Here is a 12660-nt window from a genome sequence, read left to right on the forward strand (position 1 = left end):
CTCAGTGGCAGAAGGGCAAGGGTGTGCAAAGCAGGCGAATGCCCGGTAATAGGCTTCGCTGATAATCAGCCGTGCGGCTTTATCACTGCGATTCATGCAGCGCCAACCGGCCTTCTGATAGTGCTGACGCACGGCTGCGGGCGTTGGCTAGACTCGCTCCACCGTTACTAACCCCCACAGGACAGTTCCCATGAGCATGACGTTTTCCGGCCAGGTCGCCTTGGTGACCGGCGCCGCTGCTGGTATTGGCCGCGCCACCGCGCTGGCATTCGCCGCCGAAGGCTTGAAGGTGGTGGTCGCGGACCTTGATGTGGCAGGAGGCGAGGGCACTGTGGCACTGATCCACCAGGCCGGTGGCGAAGGGATATTTGTGCGCTGCAACGTCACGCTCGACACGGACGTGCAGCAATTGATGGCACAAACCGTCGCCACCTATGGGCGCCTGGACTACGCCTTCAACAACGCCGGCATCGAGATCGAAAAGGGCAAGCTGGCCGACGGCAGTCTTGATGAATTCGATGCGATCATGGGGGTTAACGTCAAAGGCGTGTGGCTGTGCATGAAGTATCAGTTGCCGTTGCTGTTGGCCCAGGGCGGCGGGGCCATCGTTAACACCGCATCGGTGGCGGGGCTGGGGGCGGCACCGAAGATGAGCATCTATGCGGCGTCCAAGCATGCGGTGATTGGCCTGACCAAATCGGCGGCCATCGAGTACGCGAAGAAGAAAATTCGCGTGAATGCCGTCTGCCCGGCCGTGATTGATACCGACATGTTTCGTCGCGCCTATGAGGCCGACCCACGCAAGGCTGAGTTTGCCGCAGCCATGCACCCGGTGGGACGCATTGGCAAGGTTGAGGAAATCGCCAGCGCCGTGTTGTACCTGTGCAGTGATGGCGCAGCGTTTACCACCGGTCAGGCCCTGGCGGTGGACGGTGGCGCGACGGCGATCTAGGACCGCGCTTGGCACGCTGTTTGAAAAGAGCGCGGGGTGATGTGGGGCGTTTCCATAGCTGGCAGAGTGCCGTGGCTGAATATGTTTCTTCAGGTAAATAATCTAATAAAATCAATAATTTAATAAAAGTTTGCGACCGGTTTTACCAGGCTTCTGTGCTTAACTGCTTTGGGTTAACAGACAGTTTAAGTGAGTGGCTCATGGATTTAGGGATCGATCGACAAGCCCTGGTACCGGTTGTTCAGCAGATCGTCGGCGCGGTGGCAGAATGGATTCGCAAGGAGGGGGTGAGCCCTGGCACACGCTTGCCGTCCATTCGCCAATTGGCCCTCGATAACCTGCTGAGCCAGTCCAGCGTGATCGAGGCATTCGAGCGCTTGGTGGCCCAGGGGCTGCTGGCTCCCAGGCAGGGTTCGGGGTTCGTGGTGGCGCATCCCACCACGGCCCACGAAAACCATTGGTATGAAGGTGCGGAACAAGGCTGGGGTGCATTTACTGATAGCCCGCTGGGCGAGCTGAAGTTGGGCTGCGGTTGGTTACCCGACACTTGGCGCGAAAGCGATGACATCAGCTACGCGATCCGTGAACTGAGCCGCACCGACACTGGTGGCCTGTTCAACTACAGCACACCCTTGGGGCTGCCGGCGTTGCGCGAACAACTGCTCAAGCGCCTGACGCAGATTCACGTGCCCGCCAGCCTGGACTGTATCCTGACCACCCATGGCGCCAGCCATGCCCAGGACCTGCTGATACGCACGTTGCTCAAGCCCGGTGATGAGGTGGTGGTCGAAACACCCGGGTATGGCAATCTCTACCGCCAACTGGCCTTTCGAGGGGTCACGCTGCTGCAAGTGCCACGTGCCCATGGCGGCCCGGATATCCCGGCATTGGAAGCGCTGCTGCAAACCCATCGGCCCAAGTGCCTGTTCATCAACAGCCTGTATCACAACCCCACCGGCACCAGCCTGTGCCGTCCGGTGGCGGAGCGGTTGTTGGAGCTGGCCCGCGAACTCGACTTCCTGATTATCGAAGAGGATGTGTACGGCGACCTGCAGCATGCCAGTTGTACGCGCTTGTCAGCGCTGGCCCATGATGACCGGGTGATCTATGTGTCGAGCTTTTCCAAGACCCTGAGCAGCGCCCTGCGCGTGGGTTACCTGTGTGCCAGTGCTGCGATCATTACGCAATTGGCCCAGCTCAAGACCCTGACAGGCATCGGCACTTCACGGTTTGCCGAAGCCATGGTGGCGACGTTGCTGAGTAACGGCACTTACCGTAAGTGGGTGCAGCGTCTGCGCAAGCGCTTGAATGCGCAGATGGCCGCCACGTTGCAGGTACTGGAGGATGAAGAGTGGCAGGTATTTGCCGCACCCGCGGGCGGGATGTTCCTGTGGGCACGACCCGGCATGGCCGATCCCTCGCGATTGCAAGCCTGTGCCCAGCGGCTGGGTGTGTTGCTGTCGCCCGGCGCATTGTTCAGCCCCACGGGTGAGCGCAGCGAATGGTTACGCATCAATGTGGCCTACGCGGCTGATCAACGCGCATTGACGCTGTTCCGAGCCATGGGCGCGGCAAGATCGACCTCGACCATTCTGAAAACGACGCGCATGTAGCTTTTTGCCATTATTCCGGCGCCAGCGGCTTGTGCTCAGTGCCTCGGGGTTGCGAATCTCGCTGCTTGTAAACCTGGCTTATGGCATTTGCCATTGCAAGAGGATCAAGTGCAATGATTTCGGGCGTGCAACGACGTTTCGCCAACCTCGGTATGGCAAAAAAACTCGGCTTGGGGTTTACCCTGGTACTGCTGCTGACGGCCTTGGTAGCGGCCATCGGTGTGTGGTCCCTGCAGACCATCGGGCAGCGCTTCGAAGGCCTTACGTCGATGTCCACGCTCAACAGCGACCTGCTCAAGGTGCGCTTGATCGAGCAGGACTATGCGTTGCACGCCGACCCCAAGGCCGTTGATGCCCTGCATGCCAGTGTCGATGCGCTGCTGGCCCAGGCCACGCGTCTCAAGGCTCGGTCTGCCAGCAACGAGCGAGTGATGGGTGACGTTGAGCAAGCCTTGGTCGCCTATCGCCAGGCATTCGATGAGTTCGTCGAGTTGACCCAGACCAAGGACCTCGCCCTGGAAATGGCCAGTTGGTCGGTGTCCAGCGTGGCCAATAACCTGGATGTGCTGCAAGCCGGGCTGGCGGACGACGGTGCCTATGGCCTCAAGGAAAGCCAAGGCAAGGAGGGCGCGGAGTTTATCGAGCAGGCGGGGCAGGTCAGCCAGGTGTCGCGTCTGATGTTGCAGGCCATGAACGAGGCGCGGGTGCGCCTGGATCAGAGCCGCAGGGCGGACGCAGACGACGCCGGGCAGGGCAAGATCGAGCAAGCCGACCAGGCCCTGGCTGAAGTCGAGAAACTCAAAACCACGGTCAAGGACCCCGGCTACCAGACCGTGCTCAATGAAGTCTCCGGGCATATCGCGTCGTTCAGTGACAAGCTCGGCGAATACACCGGGCTGTTGGCCCAGGAAAAAGTGGTCTACACCCAGTTGCATGACCGCGCCGAGCAAGTGGTGAATCGGGTCAACCAGGCGTACGCCGCCGAAGACCAGTCCATGCAAACGCAGTTGCAGCACAGCACGCTGCTGATCATCGGTTCATCTGCCCTGGCGCTGCTGGTGGGCTTGATCGCTGCATGGGTGATCACCCGCTTGATTGTTGCGCCGTTGCGGGCGGTAATCGCCGTGGCTCAGCAGATCGCCTCGGGTGACCTGAGTGGGCGCATGGAGATCAGCCGGCGTGATGAAATCGGCCAACTGATGCAGGCGATGCAGCAGATGGGCAACAGCTTGAGCCAGATGGTCAGCGGGTTGCAGGCGGGGATCGAACAGCTCGCCAGCTCCGCGCATTCATTGTCCAGCGTCACCGAGCAAACCACTGCCGAAGTCAGCAACCAGAAGGACGAAACCGAGCAAGTCGCTACGGCGATGAACCAGATGACCGCCACGGTGCACGATGTGGCACGCAATGCCGAGCAGGCGGCCCAAGCCGCGCAGACCGCGGATGCCAAGGTCGATAGCGGCCAGCAGGTGGTGCGCATGAGTCTGCAGCGTATCGAGTTGCTGGCCACATCCAGCAACAGTGCCAGCGCCAGTATCGAAAGCCTCAGCGCGCAAATCCAGAATATAGGTACCGTCTTGAGCGTGATCCAGAGCGTGGCCGAACAGACCAACTTGTTGGCTTTGAACGCTGCGATTGAGGCGGCGCGTGCTGGTGAGCAGGGGCGTGGCTTTGCAGTGGTGGCCGATGAAGTGCGGGCATTGGCCAAGCGCACCCAGCAATCGACCGAGGAAATCGAACGGCTGGTCAGCACGCTGCGCAGTGCGGCGCAGTCCTCGGTGCAGCAGATCCAGCAGAGCGGCGAGTTGGTGAAACTGGCGGTCAGTGATGCGCTGGAAACCGAAGGGGCCTTGGGCAGCATTGCGGCGGCTGTTTCATTGATCCAGCAGATGAACCAACAGATCGCCGCCGCCGCCGAGGAGCAAAGCTCGGTGGCCGAAGAGATCAACCGCAGCGTCACGAGTATTCGGGCGAGTGCCGATCATTCGGCGTTGAGCATGCAAGGCAATGCCGCCTCGAGCATCCAGTTGGCGCAGTTGGGCGCGCAACTCAAGGGGATGGTGGGGCATTTCCACCTTTGATCGCAGCGTAGGCGCTGCGATCTGAGGGCGGGGCGATCAGGCGTGGTTGGCGAGGAAGGTCAGCAGCGCCTCGTTGACGAAATCCGGGTTCTCGCGGCTGGAGATATGCCCGGCTTCGGGGATCAGGATCAGGCTGCAACCGATCAGGTCGGCCATTTCCTCGGACTCGGCGGGTGGCCGGGGTTTGTCCTGCTCGCCGCACATCACCAGGGTGGTGTCGGAGTCCAATGCAGGTAAGTGCGCCAAGATGTCTTCGCGGCTGAAGATCAGGCGGCCCAGCGGCACGATACTGTCCAACAAACGTTCTCTGGGGAAGTCTTGCAGTGACTGGCGAAAATCCCGGTACAGCGCGGATTCGCGGTCGATGCCCGGGCGGAAGAAGATCGGTGCGATCACATCCAGCAACGGTTCGGGGATCGCCCCGGCGTCTTCAATCATCTTGAACAGCGAGAAATAATACTGGCGCGTTGCTTCGGGTTCGGCCCCGAGGTAGGTGTCCATCAGCACTACGCTGTTGATGCGCTCGGGAGCCTGCAATGCCAGGCGTGCGCCCCACATGCCGCCGACCGAGAGGCCCACCAGGTTGGCTTGCTCGATGCTCAGGTGATCCAGCAACGCCAGGGCCTGGCGGGCGAGGTCATCCAGGGAATGGGTGGGTGCTGGCAACGGCCCGGACTCACCGTGGCCCCACAACTCGGGGACGATCACGCGGTATTGCTGCGACAGCGCTTCAATCTGCGGCGCCCACATGTCGCTGGCCCACAGGTAACTCGAACCCAGTAGCACGACAGGGCCGGCGCCCTGGTCGATATAGTGCAGCGGTTGTCCATCAATCACGGCGACAGGCATAACAGGCCTCTAATTTCACGGAGTGAGGGGCACTTTTTTACGCTAGTCGGGAGCGGGGGGATAGGTGCACATTGATGGCATGTGATGATTTCACTGTGGGAGCTGGCTTGCCTGCGATGAAGGCCTGCCAGCCGATGCTCACCTACCTGACACCCCACAATCCCACTGTGGGATCGGGCTTGCTCGCGAAAGCGGTGTGTCAGTCAACATCAATGTTTGCTGGGCCGACGTCTTCGTAGGCAAGCCACCACCTTTGATCTTCGTTGCTATGAGCATTGCGTTCGCGTTGCCATCAATCGTAGATCGCTTTCTTCTTCCACTCGGCGTCGGCATCGACGACCTTCAAGCCCTCGGTCAGCTCGTTGACTTCGTCCTCGGCCGGCTTGCTGTTGGTCAGCACTGTGGAGTTGGCGCGCGCCAGTTGGGACTCCAGCAGTTGCAACTGGGCGCTGTAGAGCACCGGCTCCGGTTGTTTGCGCAGGTACTGCACGCCGCGCTCGAACGCCAGGCGTGCCTGGCCGGGTTGGCCTTGCAGCAGGGCGTGCTGGCCGAGGTTGTTGAAAAACTCGATATGCAGCAGCACCAGGATATGACGGATTTCCTTGATCCAGTGCTTGGCCTCGTTGGTCGGCAGGAAGCCATCCTGGGCGGCGCGGGTGACTTGGCCGTGCAGGGCTTCGAGCAGGAAGCGCACGTCCTTGGCCTTGGCTTCGGTCTGGATCGGGGCCGGTGGGTTGGGCACCGGAATCGATTCGCCTTGGGCGATCAGCGCATTCAGTTCGTTGATGCGGGCCTTGAGCGGTGTGCTGGACTTGTTGAGGTTCAACAGGCGCTGGTTGACGTTCAGTTCCAGGCGAGCCAGCAACAGCTTGAGCGCTGGGGTCATCAGTTGGCCGGGGAAGGTCTCGGTGATTTCACCGCAGCGACGCAGCCGATCGTTAAGCTCGATCTCGGTACGCTTCTTTTCCAGCTTGTTGTTTTCCACCACGTGGTTCATGTAGCCAATGGCGATCAGTATTACGATCCCGGCTATTACCAGCAGGGTGATCATGAGTGGTGTCACCGGTGTGACCTCTTTAATAGGGTGTGCTGTGGAGTGTAGTGACTGGGTCATCCGGCGGATAGGACCGATCGACCAGTTGCCCAGGTGATTTCTTCTATATAGGTAGGCGCTTCCTGAATGGATGCACATTGCCATCATTTGTCAGGGTGAACTATAGCGTCTTGTCGAACGCCAGAATATAGGCGCCAAGGCTTGGACGGTGCCAATGCCCGCGAAGGCCGTGAAACCATGGCGAAGTCATTGATTTAAATAAATTTATCCTTGGGGGTTGACGACCTTTCAATCCATCCATAGAATGCGCGCCACTTACAGCGTAAAGCACACAGCGAAACGCGGTAGGGAGTGAATGTTGTAGGTGTGTCCCCTTCGTCTAGTGGCCTAGGACACCGCCCTTTCACGGCGGTAACAGGGGTTCGAGTCCCCTAGGGGACGCCATATGCGGGAATAGCTCAGTTGGTAGAGCACGACCTTGCCAAGGTCGGGGTCGCGAGTTCGAGTCTCGTTTCCCGCTCCAATTTACAAGCAGTGTGGCCTTCGGGCGGCATTGAGTGAAACCAGGACCAAGTCTTCGGACAAGGCCTCTGGGCACTGGAACACACACCATGTGTTTCAGTAGCGTGTCCCCTTCGTCTAGTGGCCTAGGACACCGCCCTTTCACGGCGGTAACAGGGGTTCGAGTCCCCTAGGGGACGCCATTTGCGGGAATAGCTCAGTTGGTAGAGCACGACCTTGCCAAGGTCGGGGTCGCGAGTTCGAGTCTCGTTTCCCGCTCCATATTTAACGAAAACGCCGATCAGTGATGATCGGCGTTTTTGTTTGTGCGCAATTTACTTCGCCAGCGCACCACCCCGTTCAAAGCGTCGAAGGGATCTCTTGCCGTGGCATGAAAAAACGCGCAAACAGTTCGGACTGAGATTTGATATTCAGCTTGCTGTAGATGTTGCGGCGGTGGACTTTGATGGTTTCTGTCGACAGCGACAGCTTGCCGGCGATCTCTTTGTTGGAGAACCCACTGAGGAGTAACTTGAGCACGTCCTTTTCACGTGCCGTTACTTGTGTTTCCAACTGAGTAAGTGCCTCGGCCCATGGGGCCGGCTCGGCGAGGTTTTTCGTCGGGTCAGTTTCAAAAAACATACGTTGATGCATCAATGCCGTCACCCACGGCTTGATCATGTCCAATACTGTTATCTGCGCCTGGGTGAATCGCAGGTTGCTGCCAAACGACATGCACAGCGTTGTACCGGCATCGAGCCGTACATTGTATTGCGCCTCATCGACCGAGATGTATTGCGCGAAATATTGTTGGTAGTACTCGGTTTCCCGGAAGTGTTCCGGCGCAATATCGAGCAGATGGAAGAACCCGCTCTGTGGGTTTTCTCGATCAGCGATATAGAACGGGTCCAGCAGATACAGGCCTTTCACATAGCGGTGAATAAAGGCGTCGATTTCTTCGCTGTCTGCTACTTCGGGCAGGCTGATCACGCGCACCGCGTGGTCGCCAAAAACCAGCACCACCCAATTGTCTATCTGCACATATTCATTCAATACGCGAATCAAAGAACTCCAGAACTCCGGGCGATTGAGCTGCATGATCAGTTTTCCAACCGATCGGTGCCAAGCCAGGCTATGAAGGTCAAGCGACATGTTCTACCCCTTTAGGGTTAGGGCTTTGCAGGCCAGAGCTAAGTACTTGTAGGTATTTACTATTCGTTGATGCTCGGTATATTCACCCCGAGCTTACGATAGCCATGAAGGCGTGTCGTGTGGACAGGGATAGTCATATGAGTCGAGCACACTTGCGAGCTATTTTTTTAGCTTCGCTCCTGGGCGCTGCAACCAGCACGCCCGCAGCCGCCGCTGAATCTTCGGTGTATCTGTATAACTGGTTCGGGTTTCTTGAACCGCAGACGCCCAGGCAATTCCAGCAGGAGACCGGCATCAAGCTGCATATGGATGCTTTCGACAGCGCCGAAATCATGCAGAGCAAGGTCATGGCTGGGCGCACCGGCTATGACCTGGTCGTGGCCACCTCCAATGTATTACCCGGCTTGATCAAGGCTGGGGTGCTGCAGCCGCTGGATCGCGCGCAGTTGAGTAACCTTTCGCACATCGACCCTGACATCCTCTCCCTGCTGGCGGTCAATGACCCAGGCAATCGCTACGCCGTGCCCTATGTCTGGGGTACCACTGGCATTGGCTACGACGTGGATAAAGTCAAGGCGGCGCTGGGCGATGACGCCCCGGTGGACAGTTGGGACCTGATCTTCAAAGAAGAAAACATCAGCAAGCTCAAGTCTTGTGGCGTAGCCATGCTCGACTCCCCCAGCGAAATCATTTCGATCGCCTTGCACTACCTGGGGTTGCCCAGTAACAGTACCGATCCAGAGGATTACCAGAAGGCCCAGGCGCTGTTGTTGAAAATCCGTCCCTATGTGCTCTATTTCGACTCGTCCAGAATCGACGCCGACCTGGCGGACGGCAATATCTGTGCAGTCGTCGGCTGGGCCAATGGTGCGCTGGCCGCTCAGGCGATTAATGAAAAGTCCAACAGCGGCCGCAAGATTGCCTACAGCCTGCCGCGCGAAGGCGCCTTGGTCTGGTCTGAAAACTGGGTGTTGCTCAAGGATGCTCGCCACCCAAAGGCCGCTCTGGCGTTCATCAACTACATGCTGCAGCCGCAGGTGATAGCCAAGACGTCCAACTACATGCTCTATCCCAACGCCAACAAAGATGCCACTGAGTTCGTCGAGCAAAAGTTGCGGGATAACCCTTGGATTTATCCCGATAAAAAGACCATGGCCACACTGGTTCCGCTTGAGCCCTTGCCGCTGAAGGCGGAGCGCATTCGCACACGGGTCTGGACCAAGGTCAAAAGCGGTACGTGACGGGGTCGGGGAGGGAGACAGCATGCGCCAGGGTCGTGATCAGCGTTATTTAGAGTCGGACGACTACAAGGCCTACAAAGAGATTGAAGAACAGATCGGCCTCTGTACGCCAGAGCAAGCCTGGGCCATGTATTACGTTTCGACGGGCATGGTGCGTGAAAACATTACCCTGGCCGTGATGGAGCACATTGGCCGGGGCAATCGTGCCCTGTTGCTTGAGTTTCCAGACCTGGTGCGAATCGCAGGGCGTGACGCTGAGCCGGGGGAGATCGCCTCCAACTGGCCTCTGCTGCGAAGGCGTCCTCGGTAAGTCTACTCTGCGTATCTCTGGAGGGGCGAGGTGCAGGCGGTTGTAGGTTATTATTGTGAGGCTTGTAGGGAAAGTCTGTGTTTTTTGTGGGGGCGATACCTTTTCGCCCTGTGCTCTCTACTCTGGCCACCCATTCTCCTTGTCCACTTCAGAGAACTGACCGGATGCTTCAACTCGATTTCTATTCAACCCTCGTTGCCGCTTCACTGGTGCTATTGCTGGGGCGCGGGCTTGTGGCTCGCATCGGCTTCTTACGTACCTACAACATTCCGGAACCAGTAGCCGGTGGCCTGTTGGTCGCCATGCTGCTCCTGGCGTTGCGCGCGTTTGCCGATATCGAAGTACGCTTCGATCCTTCATTGCAAACCCCGTTGATGCTGGCGTTCTTTGCCACTATCGGTTTGAACGCCGATTTTGCCAGCCTGAAGAAAGGCGGGCGGATCCTGGCGGTGTTTCTGCTGGTGGTAACGGGCTTGCTGGTGGTGCAAAACGCCATGGGTATCGCGCTGGCCTCGGCGCTCGGCCTTGACCCATTGATGGGCCTGCTTGCGGGCTCGGTGACCTTGTCCGGTGGGCATGGCACCGGTGCGGCCTGGGGCGCGGTGTTCAGTGAGCAGTATGGCGTGGCGTCTGCGTCTGAATTAGCGATTGCCTCGGCGACCTTTGGCCTGGTGCTCGGTGGACTGATCGGCGGGCCCGTGGCGCGTTTTCTGATCAAGCGGGTCGAGGTTCCAGGTATTGGGCAACCGCAATCGAGCCTGGCCAAGGGGTTCGAGCAACCGAACGAAGAGCGCCTGATCACCGCGTTTTCGTTTATCGAGACCCTGGCGCTGGTGGCGATCAGCCTGCAGGGCGGCAACTTGTTGAATGCCGCCATCCAAGGCACCGCTTTCGAATTGCCGACGTTCGTGTGCGTATTGTTCGTCGGTGTGGTGCTGCGCAATGGGCTGTCGATGCTCGGCTGGCATCAGGTGTTCGAACGCGAAGTCTCGGTGCTGGGCAATGTCAGTTTGTCGTTGTTCCTGGCGATGGCGCTGATGTCACTCAAGCTCTGGGACTTGGCGGCACTGGCTTTGCCGATAGTCGTTCTGCTGGCCGCACAGGCATTGCTGATGGCGCTGTTCGCGATTTTCGTGACGTTCCGGGTGATGGGCCGCAACTACGATGCGGCGGTGCTGGCGGCAGGCCATTGCGGCTTCGGGCTAGGCGCCACGCCTACGGCGATTGCCAATATGCAGGCGGTGACGCAGCGCTTCGGGCCTTCGCAGATCGCGTTTCTGGTGGTGCCGATGGTGGGCGCGTTCTTCATCGATATCGCTAACGCGGTGGTGATCAAGTTGTACCTGGCGCTGCCATTTCTAGGGGCCGCAGGGTAAGTTTTTCAGCGCCTGCCCATGGCGTTCATCGCCCGGGCCAGGCGCTGAGTGGCTTGCTGGATTTCGTCCCGGTCGAGGGAGGCAAAGCCCAGGCGCAGCGCGTTTACCGGTTGGTCGTTGGGGGAAAACTGACGACCACTGCGCACCACAACGCCGTGGTCCAGTGCAGTGCTTGCCAACTTATCGACGTCTATTTCTTCCTCGAAACGTACCCATAGCGCCAAACCACCCTCGGGCTCGCGCACTTGTATGCGAGCACCAAACGCCTGATCCAGGCAATCTTGCAATACCGTGCGGCGCGCCCGATATTCTTTCGACACGCGGCGCAAATGCTTCTTCAACTCCCCCTCATTGATCAGGTCTGCCAGCATGGCTTGAGCGACCGCGTCGGTATCGCCCAGCATCAGCGCGGCATTGCGTTGCAGGGCTTCAATCACAGAGGTGGGCGCCACGATATAGCTGCAGCGGAACGTCGAGCCCAGCACCTTGGACAACGAGCCGATGTAGAGCACATGGCGTTGGGCGCGGTCACTGGCCAGCGGCAGGTAAGGGCGGCCACTGAAATGGTATTCGTGGTCGTAGTCCTCTTCGATAATGCAGAAGTCATGCAGCGCGGCCAACGTCAGCAAGTGCTGCCGGCGTGCAGCGTGCAAGCTCACGGTGGTGGGGAATTGGTGATGAGGCGTGAGGTAAATCATGCGCACCTTGTGCTCACGGCATAAGCGCTCGATCTGGTCGGTGCGGCAACCTTCATCATCGATGTCGACCGTGACCAACTTCGCCCCGAGCTTGCGGAAAATTTCCCATGCCGGTGGGTAGCTCAGACGTTCCACCAGGACCACGTCGCCGGGCTTGAGCAGCAGGCTGGCGCTCAGGAACAGGGACATCTGGGTGCCCTGGGTCAGGCAGATATTTTCGGCAGTGACCGTCAGCCCACGGTTGTTGCGCAGCATCTCGGCCAGGGCGCAGCGCAAGTGATAGCCGGTGCCTTCGCTGCCGTAGCGCACGGTATTGGAGGCAAAGCTGTTGCGCAGTGCATGGCGATAGTAACGGTGCAGAACTGCCTGGGGCAGCAGGCGGTGGTCGCTGGTGCCGTTGTCGAAAAACAGCGCATCGCGCCGATGCTGTAGAGCGACCACTTGGGCGTTATGGGTGAAATAGGGTACCAGCGGTTGCTCCAGTAACGGCGGCGCGAATGACGGTTGCGTAACGCTGGGCAGGTGTTTGAGTGTCAGCTTTACATTGACGAAGGTGCCACGGCGCGGCTCGCTGGTCAGCCAGCCCTTGGTCATGGCTTCTTCGTAGGCCAGGATCACCGTCTTGCGGTTGACGTCGAGCAAGTGTGCCATTTCCCGCGTGCCCGGCAGTAACGTCCCGGGCGGCAGGCGGCCTTCGAGGATTGCATTGACCAAGCCTTCGGCGATCTTGCGGTAAGTCGCCTGGCTTGCACCTTCTTCAAGCCGGAGCAGTGGACGCCATTTACGCATCTGGACCATCTGAAGTATCCAAATCTGGAGGTTTTAATGGGCCT

10 protein-coding genes and 4 tRNA genes are annotated in these 12660 nt (G+C 59.0%); 10 read left to right on the forward strand and 4 right to left on the reverse strand.

What is annotated here, in order from left to right:
• Positions 1-190: 190 nt before the first annotated feature.
• The 3 genes from HU730_RS00305 (at position 191) to HU730_RS00315 (ending at position 4646) form a co-directional block, all read left to right on the forward strand.
• Positions 191-952, forward strand: coding sequence for an SDR family oxidoreductase (locus tag HU730_RS00305; RefSeq protein WP_003190072.1), 762 nt, complete (start codon positions 191-193; stop codon positions 950-952).
• A gap of 200 nt (positions 953-1152) precedes the next feature.
• Positions 1153-2565: a PLP-dependent aminotransferase family protein gene (locus HU730_RS00310; protein WP_106117820.1), complete on the forward strand. Its 1413-nt coding sequence runs from the start codon at positions 1153-1155 to the stop codon at positions 2563-2565.
• 113 nt (positions 2566-2678) lie between these two features.
• The gene (locus tag HU730_RS00315; RefSeq protein WP_106117819.1) at positions 2679-4646 is read left to right on the forward strand and encodes a methyl-accepting chemotaxis protein; all 1968 of its coding nucleotides are present in this window, start codon (positions 2679-2681) and stop codon (positions 4644-4646) included.
• Positions 4647-4682: 36 nt separating this feature from the next.
• Here the strand turns inward: HU730_RS00315 and HU730_RS00320 are convergent, their stop codons facing one another.
• Both HU730_RS00320 and HU730_RS00325 read right to left on the reverse strand, forming a co-directional pair.
• Complete coding sequence (locus tag HU730_RS00320) at positions 4683-5495, reverse strand: alpha/beta fold hydrolase (protein WP_054898853.1); 813 nt, start codon at positions 5493-5495, stop codon at positions 4683-4685.
• 292 nt (positions 5496-5787) lie between these two features.
• Complete coding sequence (locus HU730_RS00325; RefSeq protein ID WP_034127216.1) at positions 5788-6558, reverse strand: hypothetical protein; 771 nt, start codon at positions 6556-6558, stop codon at positions 5788-5790.
• 359 nt (positions 6559-6917) lie between these two features.
• Between HU730_RS00325 and HU730_RS00330 the strand changes: the two genes are divergently transcribed.
• The 4 genes from HU730_RS00330 (at position 6918) to HU730_RS00345 (ending at position 7332) form a co-directional block, all read left to right on the forward strand.
• Positions 6918-6993, forward strand: a tRNA-Glu gene (locus HU730_RS00330).
• 3 nt (positions 6994-6996) lie between these two features.
• Positions 6997-7072: transfer RNA gene (locus HU730_RS00335), tRNA-Gly, on the forward strand.
• Positions 7073-7177: 105 nt separating this feature from the next.
• A tRNA-Glu gene (locus tag HU730_RS00340) sits at positions 7178-7253 on the forward strand.
• A 3-nt stretch (positions 7254-7256) separates the two neighbouring features.
• Positions 7257-7332: transfer RNA gene (locus HU730_RS00345), tRNA-Gly, on the forward strand.
• A gap of 78 nt (positions 7333-7410) precedes the next feature.
• On the opposite strand, the gene HU730_RS00350 is transcribed toward HU730_RS00345, so the two are convergent.
• On the reverse strand, positions 7411-8202 hold the full coding sequence (locus HU730_RS00350; RefSeq protein WP_034127217.1) for a LuxR C-terminal-related transcriptional regulator: 792 nt from the start codon (positions 8200-8202) through the stop codon (positions 7411-7413).
• A gap of 137 nt (positions 8203-8339) precedes the next feature.
• Between HU730_RS00350 and HU730_RS00355 the strand changes: the two genes are divergently transcribed.
• From HU730_RS00355 to gltS, 3 genes are all read left to right on the forward strand, one after another.
• Positions 8340-9443, forward strand: coding sequence for a polyamine ABC transporter substrate-binding protein (locus tag HU730_RS00355; protein WP_054920044.1), 1104 nt, complete (start codon positions 8340-8342; stop codon positions 9441-9443).
• A 22-nt stretch (positions 9444-9465) separates the two neighbouring features.
• A complete protein-coding gene (locus tag HU730_RS00360; RefSeq protein ID WP_034127219.1) occupies positions 9466-9753 on the forward strand; it encodes a hypothetical protein in 288 nt (95 codons plus the stop codon).
• Between the two features lie 164 nt (positions 9754-9917).
• Entirely contained in the window at positions 9918-11129 is a 1212-nt protein-coding gene (gltS, locus tag HU730_RS00365; RefSeq protein WP_034127220.1) for a sodium/glutamate symporter, read from the forward strand.
• Between the two features lie 5 nt (positions 11130-11134).
• Here gltS and HU730_RS00370 read toward each other — a convergent pair whose 3' ends face one another.
• The gene (locus tag HU730_RS00370) at positions 11135-12625 is read right to left on the reverse strand and encodes a PLP-dependent aminotransferase family protein (protein ID WP_034127221.1); all 1491 of its coding nucleotides are present in this window, start codon (positions 12623-12625) and stop codon (positions 11135-11137) included.
• Positions 12626-12660 lie beyond the last annotated feature (35 nt).

Origin of the sequence: Pseudomonas sp. SWRI22, from assembly GCF_014268395.2 — a bacterium.
Lineage (GTDB): Bacteria > Pseudomonadota > Gammaproteobacteria > Pseudomonadales > Pseudomonadaceae > Aquipseudomonas > Aquipseudomonas paracarnis.

Excerpts from the sequence above, each read along its gene's own strand:
- HU730_RS00315 (WP_106117819.1), top strand. The coding sequence starts at position 2,679 with ATGATTTCGGGCGTGCAACGACGTTTCGCCAACCTCGGTATGGCAAAA.
- HU730_RS00355 (WP_054920044.1), top strand. The coding sequence starts at position 8,340 with ATGAGTCGAGCACACTTGCGAGCTATTTTTTTAGCTTCGCTCCTGGGC.
- HU730_RS00320 (WP_054898853.1), bottom strand. The coding sequence starts at position 5,495 with ATGCCTGTCGCCGTGATTGATGGACAACCGCTGCACTATATCGACCAG.
- HU730_RS00360 (WP_034127219.1), top strand. The coding sequence starts at position 9,466 with ATGCGCCAGGGTCGTGATCAGCGTTATTTAGAGTCGGACGACTACAAG.
- HU730_RS00370 (WP_034127221.1), bottom strand. The coding sequence starts at position 12,625 with ATGGTCCAGATGCGTAAATGGCGTCCACTGCTCCGGCTTGAAGAAGGT.
- HU730_RS00305 (WP_003190072.1), top strand. The coding sequence starts at position 191 with ATGAGCATGACGTTTTCCGGCCAGGTCGCCTTGGTGACCGGCGCCGCT.
- HU730_RS00350 (WP_034127217.1), bottom strand. The coding sequence starts at position 8,202 with ATGTCGCTTGACCTTCATAGCCTGGCTTGGCACCGATCGGTTGGAAAA.
- HU730_RS00310 (WP_106117820.1), top strand. The coding sequence starts at position 1,153 with ATGGATTTAGGGATCGATCGACAAGCCCTGGTACCGGTTGTTCAGCAG.
- gltS (WP_034127220.1), top strand. The coding sequence starts at position 9,918 with ATGCTTCAACTCGATTTCTATTCAACCCTCGTTGCCGCTTCACTGGTG.